Genomic DNA, 19,928 nt, shown 5'->3' with positions numbered 1-19,928 from the left:
TCAGCCCGGCCGCTCCGCCAGGGCGAGGACCCGGCGGGCGCCCGCCACCACCGCCGCGTCCACGAACCGGCCGTCCGCCAGGGCCAGCGCGCCCGGCTCGGCGGCCGCCGCCTCGACCACCGCGCGGGCCGCCTCCACCTCCTGCGGCGTCGGCAGGTAGGCCCGCTCGATGACCGGGAGCTGCCGGGGGTGGATGGCCGCCCGGCCGAGGAAGCCCAGCGCCCGGCCCCGGGCGCACCCGGCGGCGAGCGCCTCCAGGTCCCCGACGTCCGGGTGGACCGACTGCACCGGCGGCGGCAGCGCGGCGGCCCGGGCGGCGACCACGACCCGGCCGCGCGCCCAGTCCAGCCCGCTGTCCTCCCGCACCCCCAGGTCGGCCCGGAGGTCGGCCTCCCCGAGGGAGAGGCCGCGGACCGCCGGATGGGCGGTGGCGATCGCGTACGCCTGCTCCACGGCGAGGGCGCTCTCCAGGAGCGGGTGGAGCGGGAGGCCCGGCGCCAGCTCGGTGATCCGGTGGATGTCGGAGGCGTGTGCCACCTTGGGGAGACGGAGCCCGGACAGGCCGGGGAGGGAGGCGAGCACGGGGATGTCGCGCGGGGTGTGGACCCGGACGTGCACCGGGACGGGGTGGCGGTCGGAGAGGAGCTCGGCGGTGGCGGCGAGGGCGTACGCCTTGCGGTCCGCGGCGACCGCGTCCTCCAGGTCGACGATGACCACGTCGGCGCCGGAGCCGAGCGCCTTGCCGACCACCTCGGGCCGGTCCCCGGGGGCGTACAGCCAGGTGAGGGGGAGCGGGGCGGGCGGGCGGGGGCTCATACCGCGCCCCGGGCGCGCAGGCCGGTGATCTCGGCGGGGGTGAGACCGGCCTCGGCGAGGACCTCGTCGGTGTCGGCGCCGTGCGGGCGGCCGGCCCAGCGGATGGCGCCGGGGGTCTCGGAGAGCCGGAAGAGGACGTTCTGCATGCGGAGCGGGCCCAGTTCCGGATCGGGGACCTCGGTGACCGTGCCGAGCGCCCGGAACTGCGGGTCGGCGAGGACGTCCCGGACGTCGTAGACCGGGGCGATGGCCGCCTCCGCCTTCTCGAAGGCGGCCATCGCCTCCTCGCGGGTGTGCCGGGCGATCCAGGAGCCGACGGCCTCGTCGAGGAGCTCGGTGTGCGCGGCGCGGCCGGCACCGTCGGCGAACCACGGCTCGTCGATCAGCTCCGGGCGGCCGACCAGCCGCAGCACCCGCTCGGCGATCGACTGCGCGGAGGTGGAGACGGCCACCCAGGAGCCGTCGGAGGTCCGGTAGGTGTTGCGCGGGGCGTTGTTGCGGGAGCGGTTGCCGGTGCGCGGCTGGACGTAGCCGAGCTGGTCGTACCAGAGGGGGTGGGGGCCGAGGACCGACAGCATCGGCTCGATGATCGCCATGTCCACGACCTGGCCCCGGCCGGTGGCGGCCCGCGCGGTGAGCGCCGTCATCACGGCGTACGCGGTGGCGAGGGCGGCGATCGAGTCGGCGAGGCCGAACGGGGGCAGGGTCGGCGGGCCGTCCGGTTCGCCGGTGATCGCGGCGAAGCCGCTCATGGCCTCGGCGAGGGTGCCGAAGCCGGGCCGGCGGGCGTACGGGCCGAACTGGCCGAAGCCGGTGACGCGGGCCAGCACCAGCCGGGGGTTGGCCGCGGACAGCTCCTCCCAGCCCAGGCCCCAGCGCTCCAGGGTGCCGGGGCGGAAGTTCTCCACGACCACGTCGGCGTCGGCGGCCAGCCGGAGCAGGGCGTCCCGGCCGCCGGGGGAGGACAGGTCGAGGGTGACGGTCCGCTTGTTGCGGCCCAGGACCTTCCACCACAGGCCGATGCCGTCCTTGGCGGGGCCGTGGCCCCGGGACGGGTCCGGCTTGCGGGGGTGCTCGACCTTGACGACGTCGGCGCCGAAGTCGCCGAGCATCATGGCGGCCAGCGGCCCGGCGAAGAGGGTGGCGAGGTCCAGGACGCGCAGCCCCTCCAGCGGGGCGGGCGCGGGGGCGGTGGTCATGCGGGATCGGCCTCCAGGGTCGCGGGGTCGGCGAGCGCCGCCTCGATCTCGGCGCGGTACGGCATCGAGGTCGAGGCGCCCTCGCGGCGGACGGAGAGCGCGGCGGCCGTGCCCGCGCGGGCCAGGGCCTCGGGGACGGGGCGGCCCTCGGCGAGGGCGACGGCGAGGACCCCGGCGAAGGTGTCGCCCGCCGCGGTGGTGTCCACGGCCCGCACCCGGGGCGCGGGCACGGCGAGCGGCGCGGCGCCCCGGGCCGCGTACAGGCAGCCGGCCGCGCCGAGGGTGACGACCACCTCGGGCACGGCGTCGAGGAGGGCGCGGGCGGCGGCGTGCGGGTCGGTGCGGCCGGTGAGGGCGGCGGCCTCGTGCTCGTTCGGCACCAGCAGGTCGGTGGCGGCGAGGAGTTCGGGCGGCAGCGGCCGGGCGGGGGCCGGGGTGAGGACGGTGCGGACCCCGGCGGCGCGGGCGTGCGCGGCGCCCTCGGTGACGGCGGACAGGGGGAGTTCGAGCTGGAGGAGGAGCAGGCCGGCGGTGGCGATCAGGGCCTCGTCGCCGTGGCTGAGGGAGGTGACGGAGCCGTTGGCGCCGGGGACGACGACGATCGCGTTGCCGCCCTCGTCGTCGACGACGATGTGCGCGGTGCCGGACGGCCCCTCGGCGGTGCGCAGCAGGTCGGTGTCGACGCCGGAGTGCTCCAGGACGGCGCGGAGCCGGACGCCGAAGTCGTCGGTGCCGACCGCGCCGATCATGGCGACCTCGCCGCCCGCGCGGGCGGCGGCGACCGCCTGGTTGGCGCCCTTGCCGCCGGGGACCGTGCGGAAGGCGCGGCCGGTGACGGTCTCGCCGCGGGCCGGGGCCCGGGGCACGTAGGCGACGAGGTCCATGTTGGTGCTGCCGAGCACCACGATGCCGGTCACGGGCGGACCGCCTCCAGAAGGGTCAGACGGGCGAGGGTGTCGAAGCCGGTGCCGTCGAAGGACGCCACCGAGGTCGTGAGCCGGTTGCGCAGGGGCGCGGTCCAGCGGGCCGGCAGCCGGTCCGGGTGCCCGGCCAGGAGACCGGCGACCGAACCGGCGGTGGCGCCGTTGGAGTCGGTGTCCCAGCCGCCGGACACGGCCGCGCAGACGGAGCGGGTGAAGTCGCCGTCGGCGTGGGTGAGGGCGGCGGCGAGCAGCGCGGCGTTCGGTACGGCATGCACCCAGTGGTACCCGCCGTAGCGGGCGTGCAGCCGGTCCACGACCGTGTCGAGGGCGGGGACGGCGCGGGCGGTGGCGATGCCGTACCGGACGGCCTCGGCCAGCCGGGAGCGGGGCGGGACGACGGAGAGGCCAGCGGCCAGCGCCCCGTGCACGTCGGTCGTGCCGCCCGCGGCGGCGGCGACGGTCGCGGCGGTGAACAGGGCGCCGTACACGCCGTTCCCGGTGTGGCTGAGGACGGCGTCCCGGTGCGCCTGGGCGGCGGCCCCGGCCGGGTCGCCGGGCCGGGTCCAGCCGTGCACGTCGGCCCGGATCGCGGCGCCGATCCACTCCCGGAAGGGGTTGCGGCGGACGGCGGTCAGCGGCGGCTCCACCCCGTCGAGGAGGTTGCGGTAGGCGATCCGCTCGGCGGTGAAGAGGCGTCCTGCGGGCCGTTCGTCGAGCCAGAGCCGGGCCACGTCGGCGGTGGTGAAGGCGCGGCCGTGGCGGCGGAGCAGCAGCAGCCCCAGCAGGGGGAAGTCGAGGTCGTCGTCCTCGGGCATCCCGTCGATGGTCTCGGCGAGCGAGGTGGCGGCGGAGCGGCGGTTCCAGGGGTGCGCGGCCAGCAGCTCCGGCGGCACGCCGCGCGCGGTGAACCAGCCGTCCAGCGGCCAGTTCCCGGCCGCCCGGCCCAGTGCCCGGATCGCGTCGAGCGGCAGCTTCTCGACCGGCTTGCCGAGCAGGCACCCGGCGGCCCGGCCCAGCCAGGCGGCGTGCAGCCGGTCGTACAGGCCGGGGCGGACCGGGCCGCCGGGGGAGCCGGGCCAGCCGGGGCAGGCCGCCCGGATCGCGCCGAGCGCGGTGGGCTCGTCGGCGGCGTGCGGGCGGGGGAGCGCGGCGAGGGCGTCGAGCAGCTCCTCGGCGAGCGGCCGGAGCTCCGGGCGGGGAGCGGCCGAGGCCCCGGCGGCGGTCGGCGCCGGATCCCCGCCGGCCGCCGCCCACCGGGCCGCGATCTTCCGCGCGTCCCGCCCGTCCTCGGCGGCCTGCCGCAGCTCGTGCCCGACGAGGTCCTCGGGCTGCACCCAGGTGACCCGGACCAGGCCAGCCGGGCGGCCGGCCGCGCCGGTGGCCCCTGGCCCGGGGGCGGCGGGTGCCGAGGCGGGGCCGGGGTCGGGAGCGGCGGTGGGCGCCGTGGCGGGGCCGGAAGCGAGGGCGGGTGCCGAGGCGGGGCCGGGGCCGGGCGTGGTGGCGGGGCCGGGGGCGGCCGGGCCGGTGGGGGGTGCGCCGGGGGTCGTGGCGGGGGAGGTCATCGGGGGGTGCCCGTCAGGGCGGCGCGGGCGGTCTCGCGGGCGCGGTGGCGGGCCGCGTCGCGGGCGAAGACCTCGCGGGCCACGGCGGCCAGGGCCGTCGCCGGGGCGTGCAGGTCGAGGCGGCTCGCCTCCGCGATCCGCTTCGCCCACGCGGCGGGGACGGCCGCCTCGCCGTGCAGGGCGCCCGCGAGCGCGCCCGCCATGCCGGCGGTCGAGTCGCAGTCGCGGCCGTAGTTGACCGCGCCGAGCACCGTACGGCGGTAGTCGCCCTCGCCGACCAGCAGCATGCCGAGCGCGATCGGCAGCTCCTCGATGGAGTGGAGCCGGGAGGGGCGGCGGGCGTCCAGGCCGGGGCGGCGGTAGTCCGGGCCGACCGAGTCGTACGGGGCGACCGCCCGGCGCAGCGGGACGAGCGCGGACTCGAAGTCCCGGTGCCCCTCGGCGGCTTCGGCGACCGCGCCGATCGCGGCGCGGGTGCCGTCCTTGGCGAGGGCCAGGGCCGCGTCCACCACCGAGCGGGGGGTCGCGCCGGGGGCGCAGGCCGCCGCGACCGCCGCCGCGAAGACGCCCGCCGCCTCGCGGCCGTACGAGGACTGGTGGGCGCCCGCGACGTCCAGCGCCTCGGCGTAGGCGCCGGCCGGGTCGGCCGCGTTGACCAGGCCGACCGGCGCCATGTACATCGCGGCGCCGCAGTTGACGATGTTGCCGGTGCCGGCCTCGCGCGGGTCGGCGTGGCCGTAGTGCAGCCGGGCCACGATCCACTTCTCGGCGAGGAAGACCCGCTGGAGGGGCAGGGCCTCCGCCTCCAGCTCGGGGATCCACACGGGGGCGTCCATGAGTTCGGGGACCAGGTGGTCCGCGACCGCGTACGCGTCCAGGTGGTCGCGGACCTTCGCGTACACCCGGACCAGGGCGTGGGTCATCAGGGTGTCGTCGGTGACGTGCCCGTCGCCCTTGTGGTACGGCGCGATCGGGCGCGCGGTGCGCCAGTCGTCGCCGTTCCAGGGGCCGACGACGCCGGTGACCCGGCCGCCGTGGCGCTCCGCGATCTGCTCGGGGGCGTACCCCTCCACGGGGCCGCCGAGGGCGTCGCCCACGGCGGCGCCGAGGAGGCTGCCGGTGATCCGGTCATCCAGTGTGGGTGTCATGCCCGAATTGTCCATCGAGGGGGGCCGGTTCCACGGTTGCCAGCAGCCCGGCGAGTTCCACCAGGTCCGTCCCGGCGAGCCGGGGCAGCGCGCAGCCGGAGAGGGTCCGGCAGGCGTCCCGCCAGCTCGCCGGGACCGAACGCCCGCCGCCCAGCGCGCCGGTGAGCGCCCCGGCCAGCGCGGGCGCCGAGTCCGCCACCCGCGACAGGCAGGCCGCCGCCGGTACGGCCCGGGCCAGCGCGCCGCGCGCGGCGGTGGCGAGGGCCAGGGCCACCGGGACGGTCTCGGCGGCGGCCACGCCGTAGCTGTAGACGTGGTCGACGATCTGGTGCTCCAGGAGCGGGACCAGCTCGAAGGCGGAACCGGCGGTACGGGCCAGCGCCACGGCGTGCCGGGCGTTGCGGCCGATCTCGGTGCCGGGCGGCAGCTCGGCGAGCGCGGCGTCCACGGCGGCGCGGGTGTCCGCGCCGCCGAGGGCCGCGGCGACGGCCGCCGCCGTGGCGCGGGCCCCGTGCACCCCGTCGCCGTCCTGGGTGTACCGGGCGTCGAACTCGGCGAGCGCGGCGGCGGCGCGCGGATCGCCGGGGTGGACGACCGCGAGGACGGCGGCCCGCACGCAGGCGGCGTCGTCGAAGTAGTGCGGGTTGTCGTGGCCGGTGGCGGGCGGGCGCAGGCCGGTGGCGAGGTTGCCGAGCCCGGCGCGGACCGAGATCCGGGCGCGCAGCGGCAGCACCGCCGACTCGACCTCCGGCGCGCGGTCGGCCGCGGCGGCGACCTGGCAGGCGAGGTGGTTCCAGGCCAGGTCCACGGCGGCGCGCGCCCGGCGCCCGGGCGGCAGCGCGGCGAAGGACGGCCCGGCCGAGGCGAGCACCGCCTCGGCGGTGAAGGCCGCCCACTCGGCGTCGTCGGAGGGGCCGAGGCGGAGCGGCTCGGGCGGCTGGTTCAGGGCGATGGGCACGGGCAGCGTCGTCGTCGCGTTCCGCTCCGCGAAGGTGTCGAGCTCGCGGGTCAGGCGCCGCGTCCACTCGGGCATCCGCGCCGCCCGGTGCCGCGCGGCGGGCCACCCGGCGGCGTCCCCGGCGGCGATCCCGAGCAACAGCCCCTCCACCCGGTCCCGCCGGGACCCGGCGGACGGACACGGGACGGGGGCCGGGGCGGCACCGGCCCGGGGGCGCGCGGCCCTCGGCCCGGTGCCCGGCGGGGGCGTGCCCCGGGCACCGGGCCGCACCGGGAGGACGCCGGACGCCGGGACGGGAGGGACGCCGACCGGGGCGGGTGGGGCGTCCATGGGCGCGGTGTCGGGCGCCGGAGCGGGAGAGGTGCCTGCCGGGAGGGGCGCGGTGTGTGTCGGGAGGGCGCCGGGTGCCGGGGCGGGTGCGGCGTTCGCGGGGGAGGGGTGCGCCGGTACGGCACCGGGGGCCGGGGCCGGGGAGGTGTCCGCCCGGCCCCGGGCGGGTGCCGGGTGGGCCGGAGGGAAGGGGGTCGGTGTGGGGTCAGGGGTCATGGGGAGGGCTCCGGGGTGAGGAGGTCGGCGATGTCGAGGACGTGGTAGCCGCGCATGGAGGGCAGGCAGCTGCCGGTGACGGGGGAGATGGCGGCGGCCCACTCGCCGGGGATCGCGCCGAGGCCGCCCGCCGCGCCCGCGAGGGCGCCGGCGACGGCGGCCGTGGTGTCGGCGTCGCGGCCCATGTTGACGGCGGTCAGGACCGCCGTGCGGAAGTCGCCGCGGGCCGCCGCGAAGGCGCCGAAGGCGAGGCCCACCGCCTCGGGGGCGAGGTCCGTCCAGGGGTAGCCGCCGATGACGACCGCCGAGCGGACCTGGCGCTCGCGGATGAGCGGGTCGGGCTGGACGCGCTGGGCGGCGACCACCGCGCGGCGCAGCGAGCGGGCGGTCCAGGAGTCCATCGGGATCACCGAGAGGGCCGCCGCGATGACGGAGGTCACCGTCGCGCCCGTCATCGCGGCCGCGACGCCCGCCGCCACCGCCTGCCCGCCGTAGATGCCCTCGCCCTCGTGGCTGACGCTGCCGTCGACGGCGACGAGCCGGGCGGCCTCCGCCGGGCGGCCCGCCGCGAAGACCCCGAAGGGGGCCGCCCGCATGGCGAGGCCGTCGCTCCAGGCGTGCCGGTGCTGGGCGGAGATGGGGGCGGCGAGGCCCCGCCGGAGGTTCTCCAGGGTGCCGCGCTCGGAGAAGCCCGCGCCCCGGAAGGGGCCTTCGTCGAGGTCGGCGATCCAGTGGTGCCAGGCCCGTTCGACGTGGGCGGCGGTGAGGCCGGAGCCGTACCGGGCGAGGAGCAGCGCGGAGAAGATCGCGTACTCGGTGTCGTCGGTGCCCGCCGGCCGGTCGGTCAGGAAGCCCTCGATCCGGCCCCAGCGGCGCCGGATCTCGGAGGGCTTCATGTTCTCGGCGGGGGCGCCGAGCGCGTCGCCGACGGCGAGGCCGAGGAGCGCTCCCCTCGCCCGGTCCCGTGTGTCGCATGCGGCGGTCGTCATGGTGCGGCCCCTCTCCCCGGCGCTCCGGGTCGCCCTCGGTGCGGGGGCACTCCCTCGGCGGTACCCCTTCGCCTGGATCTGTGCCACGGCGGGGCGGCGACTCGCCGGTGGGCGGGCTTCCGTCACCCGTCCGTCCGTAGGGGGAAAGGGGGATGACGTCGTGTCAAGTAAGTGTTGCCACAGTGAGGCGGGCCTTAGTAAGTACGGCCTGCCTTGCTGGCGCGACCCTTACATCGCGCGTATTTTCGAGGGTGTTGGGGGCGGCGGGAGCGACCCGGCCCGCCGGAACGAGGGGAGAACCATGTCCATCATCGAGGCCCAGGCGCCGCTGCACGAGGCCCACCGCGACAACCACACCCACCGCGACGTGAACGGCGGTTGGCTGCGTCCCGCCGTCTTCGGCGCGATGGACGGCCTCGTCTCCAACCTCGCCCTGATGACCGGTGTCGCCGGCGGCGCGGTCTCCTCGCAGGCCATCGTCATCACCGGCCTCGCCGGACTCGCGGCCGGCGCCTTCTCCATGGCGGCCGGCGAGTACACCTCCGTCGCCTCGCAGCGCGAGCTCGTCCAGGCCGAACTGGACGTGGAACGGCGCCAGTTGCGCAAGCACCCGATCGACGAGATGGAGGAGCTGGCCGCCCTGTACGTCTCCCGGGGCGTCGAGCCCGCGCTCGCCCGCGAGGTCGCCATGCAGCTGTCGAAGGACCCGGAGCGGGCGCTGGAGATCCACGCCCGCGAGGAGCTGGGCATCGACCCGGACGACCTGCCGTCGCCCACCGTCGCCGCCGTCTCCTCCTTCGGCTCCTTCGCGCTCGGCGCGCTGCTGCCGCTGCTGCCGTACCTGCTCGGCGCCACCGCGCTCTGGCCGGCCGTGCTCCTCGCGCTCCTCGGCCTCTTCGCCTGCGGCGCGCTGGTCTCCCGGGTCACGGCCCGCGGCTGGTGGTTCAGCGGGCTGCGCCAGCTGGCGCTCGGCGGTGCCGCCGCGGCCGTCACGTACGGCCTCGGCATGCTCTTCGGCGCGGCCCTCTAGACCGCGTCTCCGGGGCGCGGCCCGGGCCGGCTCGGCGGCGTCGGTCTCGCTCCGGACCGCGCCTCCGGGGGTGCGGCGGGGCCTTCCGGATACGACCCGGCGCCCGGGGCGCGGGCGCGCACCCCGCCCCCGTACCCCGTGCTCCGCGCCCTCCGCGGCGGAACGGAATCCGTACCCCCACCACGGCCCGCGAGGTCCCACAAGGGACCTTTCGGGCTTTTCGGGGTGCCTTTGCGGGAGGAATGGCGCATCCTCGCTGTGACGAACATCCCTGTCCGGAACCCCCGCGGCGGTGAGACACTATGCAGGACGCCACATATCTAGCCGGTTACCCCTCGGTTTCGAACTCATGAGCCAGGGGAATGAGGCAGGAGCGTCGTGGGGCAACGAGGCCCTTCCGCGACGGCCCGGAAGGCGCCGTCCCCCGTGGAGCGGTTCCGATGTCGCCACCGCCTCCGCACCCCCGAACCACCAGGTGAACGCGGACCCTCGCGCGCCGTCGCGCGTGTCCGCATGTTGGAACGAGCTATCCGCTAGGCGAGAAGCCCTCCATCATGTAACCTGCTCCAACTTTCGCGGAGGGCCAACGTCGTCCCTCGGCAGCTCTCAATGCCACGACGACGACGGGAGAGCCGATGCGTTCCGACGCCTGGTCGCCCATGGACGGTCGCCCCGCCCCCCAGGGCATGTACGACCCCCGCAACGAACACGACGCCTGCGGTGTCGGGTTCGTGGCCACCCTCACCGGTGTGCCCGACCACGATCTGGTCGAGCAGGCGCTGACCGTGCTGCGCAACCTCGAGCACCGCGGGGCCACCGGCTCCGAGCCGGACTCGGGTGACGGCGCCGGCATCCTGCTCCAGGTCCCGGACGCCTTCTTCCGCGAGGTCGCCGGATTCGCCCTGCCCGAGGCCGGCGCCTACGCCGTGGGCACCGCCTTCCTCCCGGTGGACACCGCCGACGAGACCGCCGCCGCCGTCGAGGCCATCGCCGCGGACGAGGGCCTCACCGTCCTCGGCTGGCGCGAGGTCCCCGTCGCCCCCGGCCTGCTCGGCGCCACCGCCCGCTCCACCATGCCGGTCTTCCGCCAGCTCTTCGTCACCGACCACGAGAGCACCGGCATCGCCCTGGACCGCAAGGCGTTCGTGCTGCGCAAGCGCGCCGAGCGCGAGGCCGCGACGTACTTCCCGTCGCTCTCCGCCCGCACCCTCGTCTACAAGGGCATGCTGACCACCGGCCAGCTGGAGCCCTTCTTCCCGGACCTCTCGGACCGGCGCCTGGCCTCCGCCGTCGCCCTCGTCCACTCCCGGTTCTCCACCAACACCTTCCCGAGCTGGCCGCTCGCCCACCCGTACCGCTTCGTCGCCCACAACGGCGAGATCAACACGGTCAAGGGCAACCGCAACTGGATGGCCGCCCGCGAGGCCCAGCTCGCCACCGACGTCTTCGGCGAGAGCCGCGACGGCCGGGGCCTGGACCGGCTCTTCCCGATCTGCACCCCGGACGCCTCCGACACCGCCTCCTTCGACGAGGTCCTGGAGCTGCTCCACCTCGGCGGCCGGTCGCTGCCGCACGCGGTCCTGATGATGGTCCCCGAGGCGTGGGAGAACCACGACTCCATGGACCCCGCCCGGCACGCCTTCTACCAGTACCACTCCACGATGATGGAGCCCTGGGACGGCCCCGCCTGCGTCACCTTCACCGACGGCGTCCAGGTCGGCGCGGTCCTCGACCGCAACGGTCTGCGCCCCGGCCGCTACTGGGTCACCGACGACGGCCTCGTCGTCCTCTCCTCCGAGGTCGGCGTCCTCGACATCGACCCCGCCCGGGTCGTCCGCAAGGGCCGCCTCCAGCCCGGCCGGATGTTCCTCGTCGACACCGCCGAGCACCGCATCATCGAGGACGACGAGATCAAGGCGGCCCTCGCCGCCGAGCAGCCGTACGCCGAATGGCTGGAGACCGGCGAGATCGAGCTGCCCGACCTCCCCGAGCGCGAGCACATCGTCCACACCCACGCCTCGGTCACCCGCCGCCAGCAGACCTTCGGCTACACCGAGGAGGAGCTCCGCGTCCTCCTCGCCCCGATGGCCCGCACCGGCGCCGAGCCGATCGGCTCCATGGGCACCGACTCGCCGATCGCCGCGATCTCGGCCCGCCCCCGGCTCCTCTTCGACTACTTCACCCAGCTCTTCGCGCAGGTCACCAACCCGCCGCTGGACGCCATCCGCGAGGAGCTCGTCACCTCGCTGCGCTCCTCCCTCGGCCCCCAGGGCAACCTGCTCGACCCGACCGCGGCCTCCTGCCGCTCGGTCACCCTGCCCTTCCCGGTGATCGACAACGACGAGCTGGCCAAGCTCATCCACATCAACCGCGACGGCGACATGCCGGGCATGAAGGCCGCCACCCTCTCCGGCCTCTACCGCGTCTCCGGCGGCGGCGAGGCCCTCGCCGCCCGCATCGACGCCATCTGCACGGAGGCCGACGCGGCGATCGAGAGCGGCGCCCGCCTCATCGTCCTCTCCGACCGGCACTCCGACGCCGAGCACGCGCCGATCCCGTCGCTGCTGCTCACCGCCGCCGTCCACCACCACCTCATCCGCACCAAGCAGCGCACCGAGGTGGGCCTGCTGGTCGAGGCCGGCGACGTCCGCGAGGTCCACCACGTGGCCCTCCTCATCGGCTACGGCGCCGCGGCGGTCAACCCGTACCTGGCCATGGAGTCCGTCGAGGACCTGCTCCGCGCCGGCACCTTCCTGTCGGACATCGAGTCCGAGCAGGCCATCCGGAACCTGATCTACGCCCTCGGCAAGGGCGTCCTCAAGGTCATGTCGAAGATGGGCATCTCCACCGTCGCCTCCTACCGCGGCGCCCAGGTCTTCGAGGCCGTCGGCCTCGACGACGCCTTCGTCGCCCGCTACTTCCACGGCACCGCCACCAAGATCGGCGGCGCCGGCCTGGACGTCGTCGCCGAGGAGGTCGCCGCCCGCCACGCCAAGGCGTACCCGGCCACCGGCATCTCCTCCGCGCACCGCGCCCTGGAGATCGGCGGCGAGTACCAGTGGCGCCGCGAGGGCGAGCCGCACCTCTTCGACCCGGAGACCGTCTTCCGCCTCCAGCACGCCGCGCGGAGCAAGCGGTACGACATCTTCAAGAAGTACACGGACCGGGTGAACGAGCAGTCCGAGCGCCTCATGACGCTCCGCGGCCTGTTCGGCTTCTCCTCCGGCCGCGCGCCGGTCCCCCTCGACGAGGTCGAGCCGGTCTCCGAGATCGTCAAGCGCTTCTCCACCGGCGCCATGTCGTACGGCTCCATCTCCCAGGAGGCGCACGAGACCCTCGCCATCGCCATGAACCAGCTCGGCGGCAAGTCGAACACCGGTGAGGGCGGCGAGGACCCGGAGCGCCTGTACGACCCGGCGCGCCGCTCCGCCATCAAGCAGGTCGCCTCCGGCCGCTTCGGCGTCACCAGCGAGTACCTCGTCAACGCCGACGACATCCAGATCAAGATGGCCCAGGGCGCCAAGCCCGGCGAGGGCGGCCAGCTGCCCGGCCACAAGGTCTACCCGTGGGTCGCCAAGACGCGTCACTCGACGCCCGGCGTCGGCCTCATCTCGCCGCCGCCGCACCACGACATCTACTCCATCGAGGATCTGGCCCAGCTGATCCACGACCTCAAGAACGCCAACCCGGCGGCCCGCGTCCACGTGAAGCTGGTCTCCGAGGTCGGCGTCGGCACGGTCGCGGCCGGCGTCTCCAAGGCCCACGCGGACGTCGTCCTCATCTCCGGCCACGACGGCGGCACCGGCGCCTCCCCGCTGACCTCGCTCAAGCACGCGGGCGGCCCCTGGGAGCTCGGCCTCGCCGAGACCCAGCAGACCCTGCTCCTCAACGGGCTGCGCGACCGGATCGTCGTCCAGACCGACGGCCAGCTCAAGACCGGCCGCGACGTCGTCATCGCCGCCCTCCTGGGCGCCGAGGAGTTCGGCTTCGCCACCGCGCCGCTCGTCGTCTCCGGCTGCGTCATGATGCGCGTCTGCCACCTCGACACCTGCCCGGTCGGCATCGCCACCCAGAACCCGGTCCTGCGCGACCGCTTCTCCGGCAAGGCCGAGTACGTCGTCAACTTCTTCGAGTTCATCGCCGAAGAGGTCCGCGAACTCCTCGCCGAGCTCGGCTTCCGCACCCTGGAGGAGGCCGTCGGCCACGCCGAACTCCTCGACACCAGCCGCGCGGTGCACCACTGGAAGGCGCAGGGCCTCGACCTCGCCCCGCTCTTCCACGTCCCCGAGCTGCCCGAGGGCGCGGTCCGCCACGCCCTGATCGCCCAGGACCACGGCCTGGAGAAGGCCCTCGACAACGAGCTGATCCAGCTCGCCGCCGAGGCCCTGAACGCGGCCACCGCCGAGCAGGCCCAGCCGGTCCGCGCCCAGGTCGCCATCCGCAACATCAACCGCACGGTCGGCACCATGCTCGGCCACGAGGTGACCAAGCGGTTCGGCGGCGCCGGCCTCCCGGCCGACACCATCGACCTCACCTTCACCGGCTCCGCCGGCCAGTCCTTCGGCGCCTTCCTCCCGGCCGGCGTCACGCTGCGCCTGGAGGGCGACGCCAACGACTTCGTCGGCAAGGGCCTCTCCGGCGGCCGCGTGATCGTCCGCCCCGACCGGGGCGCCGACCACCTGGCCGAGTACTCCACCATCGCGGGCAACACCATCGGCTACGGCGCCACCGGCGGCGAGCTGTTCCTGCGCGGCCGCACCGGCGAACGCTTCTGCGTCCGCAACTCCGGCGCCCTCGTCGTCTCCGAGGGCGTGGGCGACCACGGCTGCGAGTACATGACCGGCGGCACGGCCGTCGTCCTCGGCGAGACCGGACGCAACTTCGCGGCCGGCATGTCCGGCGGCGTCGCCTACGTCATCGACCTCGACCCCCGCAACGTCAACCCCGGCAACCAGGGCGCGGTCGAGGCCCTGTCGGAGACCGACGCCGCGTGGCTGCACGACGTCGTGCGCCGCCACCAGGAGGAGACCGGTTCCACCGTCGCCGAGCGGCTCCTGGCCGACTGGGACGCGGCGGCCGGCCGCTTCAGCAAGATCATCCCGACCACGTACAAGGCAGTGCTCGCCGCCAAGGACGCCGCTGAGCTCGCCGGTCTCTCCGAGCGCGAGACCACCGAGAAGATGATGGAGGCGGCGACCCATGGCTGACCCGAAGGGCTTCCTCACCACCGGCCGCGAGGTCGCCGAGACCCGCCCCGTCGCGGAGCGCGTCCGCGACTGGAACGAGGTCTACGTCCCCGGCTCCCTGCTGCCGATCATCAGCAAGCAGGCCGGCCGCTGCATGGACTGCGGCATCCCGTTCTGCCACAACGGCTGCCCGCTCGGGAACCTCATCCCCGAGTGGAACGACTACGCCTACCGCGAGGACTGGTCGGCGGCGTCCGAGCGCCTGCACGCCACCAACAACTTCCCGGAGTTCACCGGCCGCCTCTGCCCGGCCCCCTGCGAGTCGGCGTGCGTGCTCGGCATCAACCAGCCGGCCGTCACCATCAAGAACGTCGAGGTCTCGATCATCGACAAGGCGTGGGACGGCGGCGACGTCCGCCCGCAGGTCCCCGAGCGCCTCTCCGGCAAGACCGTCGCCGTCATCGGCTCCGGCCCGGCCGGCCTCGCCGCCGCCCAGCAGCTCACCCGGGCCGGCCACACCGTGGTCGTGTACGAGCGCGCCGACCGCATCGGCGGTCTGCTCCGCTACGGCATCCCCGAGTTCAAGATGGAGAAGCGGCACATCAACCGCCGCGTCGAGCAGATGCGCGCGGAGGGCACCAAGTTCCGCACCGGCGTCGAGGTCGGCCGCGACATCACCGCCACCGACCTGCGCAAGCGCTTCGACGCGGTCGTCGTCGCGGCCGGCGCCACCACCGCCCGCGACCTGCCCGTCCCGGGCCGCGAGCTCAACGGCATCCACCAGGCGATGGAGTACCTGCCGCTCGCCAACAAGGTCGTCGAGGGCGACTTCGTCGCCCCGCCGATCACCGCCGAGGGCAAGCACGTCGTCGTCATCGGCGGCGGCGACACCGGCGCCGACTGCGTCGGCACCGCCCACCGCCAGGGCGCGGCCTCCGTCACCCAGCTGGAGATCATGCCGAAGCCGGGCGAGGAGCGCGGCGCCCACCAGCCCTGGCCGACCTTCCCCATGCTCTACAAGGTCACCTCGGCGCACGAGGAGGGCGGCGAGCGGGTCTACTCCGTCTCCACCACCCACTTCGAGGGCGACGAGGACGGCAACGTCCAGTTCCTCCACCTCGTCGAGGTCGAGTTCGTCGACGGCAGGCTGACCCAGAAGCCCGGCACCGAGCGGAAGATCCCCGCCCAGCTGGTCACCCTCGCCATGGGCTTCACCGGCACCGACGTCGCCAACGGCCTGGTCGCCCAGTTCGGCGTCGAGCTGGACGAACGCGGTAACATCGCCCGTGACGCGGACTTCGCCACCAATGTCGATGGCGTCTTCGTCGCCGGTGACGCCGGCCGCGGCCAGTCGCTGATCGTCTGGGCCATCGCCGAGGGCCGCTCGGCCGCCCGAGGCGTCGACCGCCACCTGACCGGAGCCAGCTCCCTGCCGGCCCCGATCCGCCCGACGGACCGCTCCCTGCTGGTCTGATCCGGCCCCACCACCGTCCCGTACAACGACGTGCGGAACTGAGCGCGGCGCTCGCCCGACCCGTCCCCGACCAAGGACAACAGGGCGAGCGCCGCGGCGCGTCCGCGATAAAACGGTGGCCCGGTGCCGTGCTCCCCGGGATCATCACGGGATGACTTCTCTCGTACGCCACGTCACCATCGACTGCGCCGACCCCTACACGCTCGCCGGGTTCTGGGCACAGGTCCTCGACGGCAGGCTCGCCGACGACGACCACCCCGGCGACCCCGAGGCCCTCGTCGAGTCGGCCGGCGCCGCCCTCCTCTTCATCCGCGTCCCCGACGCGAAGGCGGTCAAGAACCGGGTCCACCTCGACCTCCAGCCACAGGACCGCACCCGCGACGAGGAGGTCGACCGGCTGCTCGCCCTCGGCGCGACCCTCGCGGGCGACCACCGGCGGCCGGACGGGACCGGCTGGGTCACCCTCTTCGACCCTGAGGGAAACGAATTCTGCGTGGAGCGCAGCAAGGGGGAGCGGGAGGCGGGAGCCTGAGACGCGGGCGACCCGGGGTGCGGGCGACCCGGGGCGCGCGGAAGCGCGGGGCGTGCGGCAGCGTGAGGCGTGTGGAAGCACGGGGCCGTACGGGAGTGTGAGGCGTACGGACGTGTGAGGCGTGCGGAGTAATCCGGACAGGAGGTGTCGGGTTTCCGGTGTCTCCTGGAGGCATGTCCGCCACCGGAGACCCCACGCCCTCCTGGGCGGCCTTCGAGGCCGCCGAACCCGTCCTGGCCGCGACCGTGCGCGAGCGCTTCGGCCGGTACGTCCACCACGTTCTTGCCACCCTCCGGAAGGACGGCTCGCCCCGGCTCAGCGGGATCGAGGCCGACTTCCGGGACGGCGAGCTGTGGCTCGGCATGATGCCGGGCTCCCTCAAGGCGCGTGACCTGAGCCGCGACCCCCGCTTCTCGCTGCTCGCCAACCCGGGCCCCGGCACGGACATGGACGGCGGCGACGTCCGGATCTCGGGGCGGGCCGAGGAGGTCACAGAGCCGGCCCTCCTCGCGGCGTACGCGGCACGGACGGGTGCGCCGCAGCCCTTCCACCTCTTCCGGGCCGTGCCCGGCGAGGTCGTCAGGGTCCGGGTGGAGGGCGACGAGATCCGCTTCACCACCTGGCGGCCGGGCCGCCGGGCCCGCACGCTGGGCCGGGGCAACGACGACGTCCCGGCGCGCGAACTGCCCTGAGCGGCCGGGCCGCCGGCCGAAGCCCGACAATGGGCGGGTGCCAGCCAAGAAGAAGAACCAGGTGACCACCGCCGCGCCCGAACGGCGCCGGGAACTCCTCGCGACCGCCGCCGAGGTGTTCGCCGCGCAGGGGTACAACGCCACCACCGTCCGCAAGATCGCGGACGCGGCGGGGATGCTCGCGGGCAGCCTCTACTACCACTTCGACTCCAAGGAGTCGATGCTCGACGAGATCCTCTCGACCTTCCTCACCGAGCTGTGGGAGGGGTACGACGCGGTGCTCGCCGCCGGGCTCGGCCCCCGCGCGACCATCGGAGCCCTGGTCACCGAGTCCTTCCGGGAGATCGACCGGCACCGGGCCGCCGTCGCCATCTACCAGAGGGAGTCCCGCCACCTGGTGGACCTGCCCCGCTTCGGCTACCTGGCCGATTCGCAGCGCCGGTTCGAGAAGGCGTGGCTGGGGACGCTGGAGCGCGGGGTGGCCGACGGGACGTTCCGCGCGGACCTCGACGTCCGGCTCACCTACCGCTTCGTCCGCGACACGGTCTGGGTCGCCGCCTCCTGGTACCGGCCGGGCGGGCAGCACAGCCCGGAGGAGATCGCCCGGCAGTACCTGTCGATGGTCCTCGACGGGATCGCCGTACGGGACTGAGCCGCACCCCGGCCGTACGGGACCGGGCCGCGCGTGTCCCGGCCGTGCGGGACCGAGCCGTACGCACCCCGGCCGTGCGGAACCGAGCCGTGCGGGACCGAGCCGTACGCACCCGGGCCGTACGTACCCCGGTCGTGCGGGCGTTCCGTGGACGCGGTGCGGACGTCCGGCGGGGGCCGGTGAACGAGGGGAGGCGGCCGGTGAACGTCCGGGGAAGGGAACGGGGCCCCGCTTCCGCGCGGGGTCTACGCGCGTCAGCATCGATGGCATGCGCACCTCATCCCGCTTCGGCCTCGCCGGCGGCGTCGCAGCCGCCCTCCTGTCGTCCCTCCTCCTCACCGCCCCGGCCACCGCCGCCCCGGCCCCGGCCCCCGCGCCCGTCACCGCGTCGGCCGCCCGGGCCGCCTCGTACGGGGAGATCTGCTACTCCGCCCTGCCCTCCCAGGCGTACGACACGCTCCGCCTCATCGCGGCGGGCGGCCCGTTCCCGTACCGCCAGGACGGGTCCGTCTTCCAGAACCGGGAGGGCGTCCTGCCCTCCCGGACCCTCGGCTACTACCACGAGTACACGGTCAGGACGCCGGGCTCGTCCACCCGCGGCGCCCGCCGGATCGTCACCGGCACCGCCTACCGCGAGGACTACTACACCGCCGACCACTACGCCACCTTCGACCTGATCGACCGGACCTGCTGATCCGGTGTCAGGCCCGGCGGCGCGGCAGCGTCCACTCCAGCCGGGTCCGCACCCGGGGGTCGTGGACGAACTCCAGGGCGGCCAGCGCCGTCTCGCGCGCCGCGCCGTCCGGGTCGCCGTGCGCGAGGACGGCCGCCAGGGCGTCCACGGCCCTCGGGTCCCGCCGGATCGCCAGCCCCCGGGCCGCCTCCGCCGCCGTCTCCGGGTCCGGATCGGCCAGCCGCTCCGCCAGCGCCTCCCGCACCAGCGGCGTGTCGTCCGGGAGTTCGGCGAGGGCCAGCACCGCCCAGTCCCGCACCCGGGCGTCGCCGTCCCGGCTCAGTCCGAGCAGCACCCCCAGCGCCTCCACGTCCCCGGCCGGCACCAGTCCCACCAGTGCCCCGGCCGCCGCCCGCCGCACCTCCGGGTCGGGGTGCCCGCCCGCCGCGAGGAGTTCCGGTACGGCCGCCGGGTCCGCGCAGGCGCCGAGCGCGGTCACCGCCGACAGCGCGGGCTCCCGTCCGGGCGGGAGGCTCCCGGCGGCCAGCCGCCGCAGCACCGGCACCGCGCTCGCCGCGAAGCCGGGCAGCGCCCCGAGCACCCGCGCGCCCAGCGCCCGCCGCAGCGGGTCGCGGTGGGCGCACCAGCCGGCCGCCGCCACGAAGGTCTCCTCGTCGGCGCGGGCGGCGAGCGCGGCCACCGCCGTCGTCCAGTCGTCGAGCTCCGGGTCGCCGCCGGCCAGGGCCCGCCCGGCCAGCTCCTCGTGCGGGGCGGCCCGGCCGAGCGCCTCCTCCAGGAGGGTGGCGATGGCCGCGTGCCCGGTCTGCCGCTCGTCGCCGCGCCCCGGCCGGCCGTCCTCCCGCAGCAGTTCCACCACGACGGTGATCCCGCCGTCCTCCCGGACCCGCCGCACCACGGCCTCGTAGGTCTCCCCGCCGTCGTTCCCGGCGACCAGGCCGCGCCGGAGTTCGGCCGCGAGGTCGGCGCCGATCCACCGGCGGGCCTCGTCCAGCGCGGGTCCGGCCGCCCGCGCCCCGTGGTCGAGGAGCGCCCGGACGCAGCCGGTGGAGCCGCGCCGGGCCGCCGCGACCAGCGGGGCGAGCCCGTCGGGGCCGGGCCGGTCGGGGTCGGCGCCGTGCTCCAGGAGGGCCCGCACGGTCTCCGCGTGGCCGAGCCGGACCGCCCAGGCCAGCGCGGTGAAGCCGAACTCCTCCTCCTGGTCGGCCGGGGCGCCGGCGGCGAGGAGCGCCCGCACGGTCTCGGTGTCGCCGCCGCAGGCCGCCCCGCACAGCGGCAGGTCGCCGTCGTCCGGGCCGGAGGGGCGGCCGGGGTCGGCCCCGGCGGCGAGCAGCAGCCGGACGATGCCCGGCGCGTCCGCGACCGCCGCCTGGTACAGGGCGCTCTCGCCGTCGTCGTCCCGGGCGTCCGGGTCGGCCCCGGCGCGCAGCGCCCGGACGACGGCGTCCTCGTCCCGGTCCCCGACGGCCTCCCACAGCGTGTGCATGGACCGACCTTGACCCGCCGTCCGGTCCCGGCGCAAATCCCTTA

Annotated in this window: 15 protein-coding genes; 7 read left to right on the top strand and 8 right to left on the bottom strand. The window is 75.8% G+C overall.

Annotated features, from left to right (window positions below; translation table 11 throughout):
• The 7 genes from IE219_RS13970 to IE219_RS13940 all read right to left on the bottom strand — a co-directional run bounded on the left by IE219_RS13970 (nt 1) and on the right by IE219_RS13940 (nt 8,141).
• Complete coding sequence (locus IE219_RS13970; protein WP_189977011.1) at nt 1-816, bottom strand: HpcH/HpaI aldolase/citrate lyase family protein; 816 nt, start codon at nt 814-816, stop codon at nt 1-3.
• On the bottom strand, nt 813-2,015 hold the full coding sequence (locus IE219_RS13965; RefSeq protein WP_189977010.1) for a CaiB/BaiF CoA transferase family protein: 1,203 nt from the start codon (nt 2,013-2,015) through the stop codon (nt 813-815). The genes IE219_RS13970 and IE219_RS13965 overlap by 4 nt, the downstream gene beginning before the upstream one ends.
• Nucleotides 2,012-2,932: a ribokinase gene (gene rbsK / locus IE219_RS13960; protein ID WP_189977009.1), complete on the bottom strand. Its 921-nt coding sequence runs from the start codon at nt 2,930-2,932 to the stop codon at nt 2,012-2,014. Before rbsK ends, IE219_RS13965 begins: the two co-directional genes overlap by 4 nt.
• Nucleotides 2,929-4,290 carry an ADP-ribosylglycohydrolase family protein gene (locus IE219_RS13955; RefSeq protein WP_189977309.1) on the bottom strand — a complete coding sequence of 454 codons (1,362 nt, stop codon included), beginning with the start codon at nt 4,288-4,290 and terminating at the stop codon, nt 2,929-2,931. The genes rbsK and IE219_RS13955 overlap by 4 nt, the downstream gene beginning before the upstream one ends.
• 206 nt (nt 4,291-4,496) lie before the next feature.
• Entirely contained in the window at nt 4,497-5,648 is a 1,152-nt protein-coding gene (locus IE219_RS13950; RefSeq protein WP_189977008.1) for an ADP-ribosylglycohydrolase family protein, read from the bottom strand.
• On the bottom strand, nt 5,629-6,936 hold the full coding sequence (locus IE219_RS13945) for an ADP-ribosylglycohydrolase family protein (RefSeq protein ID WP_229849751.1): 1,308 nt from the start codon (nt 6,934-6,936) through the stop codon (nt 5,629-5,631). The genes IE219_RS13950 and IE219_RS13945 overlap by 20 nt, the downstream gene beginning before the upstream one ends.
• 212 nt (nt 6,937-7,148) lie before the next feature.
• Complete coding sequence (locus IE219_RS13940; RefSeq protein ID WP_189977006.1) at nt 7,149-8,141, bottom strand: ADP-ribosylglycohydrolase family protein; 993 nt, start codon at nt 8,139-8,141, stop codon at nt 7,149-7,151.
• Nucleotides 8,142-8,442: 301 nt separating this feature from the next.
• On the opposite strand from IE219_RS13940, the gene IE219_RS13935 reads away from it, so the two are divergent.
• From IE219_RS13935 to IE219_RS13905, 7 genes are all read left to right on the top strand, one after another.
• Nucleotides 8,443-9,171, top strand: a complete 729-nt coding sequence (locus tag IE219_RS13935) for a VIT1/CCC1 transporter family protein (RefSeq protein ID WP_189977005.1) — start codon at nt 8,443-8,445, stop codon at nt 9,169-9,171.
• A 635-nt stretch (nt 9,172-9,806) separates the two neighbouring features.
• Nucleotides 9,807-14,378 (top strand): glutamate synthase large subunit, encoded by a 4,572-nt coding sequence (gene gltB / locus IE219_RS13930; protein ID WP_189977004.1) that lies wholly within the window; start codon nt 9,807-9,809, stop codon nt 14,376-14,378.
• On the top strand, nt 14,371-15,831 hold the full coding sequence (locus IE219_RS13925) for a glutamate synthase subunit beta (protein ID WP_189977003.1): 1,461 nt from the start codon (nt 14,371-14,373) through the stop codon (nt 15,829-15,831). The genes gltB and IE219_RS13925 overlap by 8 nt, the downstream gene beginning before the upstream one ends.
• 151 nt (nt 15,832-15,982) lie before the next feature.
• Complete coding sequence (locus tag IE219_RS13920; protein WP_189977002.1) at nt 15,983-16,363, top strand: VOC family protein; 381 nt, start codon at nt 15,983-15,985, stop codon at nt 16,361-16,363.
• 173 nt (nt 16,364-16,536) lie between these two features.
• The gene (locus IE219_RS13915) at nt 16,537-17,055 is read left to right on the top strand and encodes a pyridoxamine 5'-phosphate oxidase family protein (protein WP_189977001.1); all 519 of its coding nucleotides are present in this window, start codon (nt 16,537-16,539) and stop codon (nt 17,053-17,055) included.
• 37 nt (nt 17,056-17,092) lie between these two features.
• Nucleotides 17,093-17,707, top strand: coding sequence for a TetR/AcrR family transcriptional regulator (locus IE219_RS13910; RefSeq protein WP_189977000.1), 615 nt, complete (start codon nt 17,093-17,095; stop codon nt 17,705-17,707).
• A 268-nt stretch (nt 17,708-17,975) separates the two neighbouring features.
• Nucleotides 17,976-18,401, top strand: coding sequence for a guanyl-specific ribonuclease (locus IE219_RS13905; RefSeq protein WP_189976999.1), 426 nt, complete (start codon nt 17,976-17,978; stop codon nt 18,399-18,401).
• Between the two features lie 7 nt (nt 18,402-18,408).
• On the opposite strand, the gene IE219_RS13900 is transcribed toward IE219_RS13905, so the two are convergent.
• Nucleotides 18,409-19,884: an ankyrin repeat domain-containing protein gene (locus IE219_RS13900; RefSeq protein ID WP_189976998.1), complete on the bottom strand. Its 1,476-nt coding sequence runs from the start codon at nt 19,882-19,884 to the stop codon at nt 18,409-18,411.
• Nucleotides 19,885-19,928 lie beyond the last annotated feature (44 nt).

Origin of the sequence: Streptomyces termitum, assembly GCF_014650175.1 — a bacterium.
Classification (GTDB): Bacteria; Actinomycetota; Actinomycetes; order Streptomycetales; family Streptomycetaceae; genus Streptomyces; species Streptomyces termitum.
This window is presented reverse-complemented; position numbering and strand designations above follow the sequence as displayed.

What these genes read in the sequence shown, in the direction of transcription:
- IE219_RS13970 (WP_189977011.1), bottom strand. Translation starts at nt 816, where the DNA reads ATGAGCCCCCGCCCGCCCGCCCCGCTCCCCCTCACCTGGCTGTACGCC.
- IE219_RS13965 (WP_189977010.1), bottom strand. Translation starts at nt 2,015, where the DNA reads ATGACCACCGCCCCCGCGCCCGCCCCGCTGGAGGGGCTGCGCGTCCTG.
- IE219_RS13950 (WP_189977008.1), bottom strand. Translation starts at nt 5,648, where the DNA reads ATGACACCCACACTGGATGACCGGATCACCGGCAGCCTCCTCGGCGCC.
- IE219_RS13945 (WP_229849751.1), bottom strand. Translation starts at nt 6,936, where the DNA reads ATGGACGCCCCACCCGCCCCGGTCGGCGTCCCTCCCGTCCCGGCGTCC.
- IE219_RS13940 (WP_189977006.1), bottom strand. Translation starts at nt 8,141, where the DNA reads ATGACGACCGCCGCATGCGACACACGGGACCGGGCGAGGGGAGCGCTC.
- IE219_RS13935 (WP_189977005.1), top strand. Translation starts at nt 8,443, where the DNA reads ATGTCCATCATCGAGGCCCAGGCGCCGCTGCACGAGGCCCACCGCGAC.
- gltB (WP_189977004.1), top strand. Translation starts at nt 9,807, where the DNA reads ATGCGTTCCGACGCCTGGTCGCCCATGGACGGTCGCCCCGCCCCCCAG.
- IE219_RS13925 (WP_189977003.1), top strand. Translation starts at nt 14,371, where the DNA reads ATGGCTGACCCGAAGGGCTTCCTCACCACCGGCCGCGAGGTCGCCGAG.
- IE219_RS13920 (WP_189977002.1), top strand. Translation starts at nt 15,983, where the DNA reads ATGACTTCTCTCGTACGCCACGTCACCATCGACTGCGCCGACCCCTAC.
- IE219_RS13915 (WP_189977001.1), top strand. Translation starts at nt 16,537, where the DNA reads ATGTCCGCCACCGGAGACCCCACGCCCTCCTGGGCGGCCTTCGAGGCC.
- IE219_RS13905 (WP_189976999.1), top strand. Translation starts at nt 17,976, where the DNA reads ATGCGCACCTCATCCCGCTTCGGCCTCGCCGGCGGCGTCGCAGCCGCC.
- IE219_RS13900 (WP_189976998.1), bottom strand. Translation starts at nt 19,884, where the DNA reads ATGCACACGCTGTGGGAGGCCGTCGGGGACCGGGACGAGGACGCCGTC.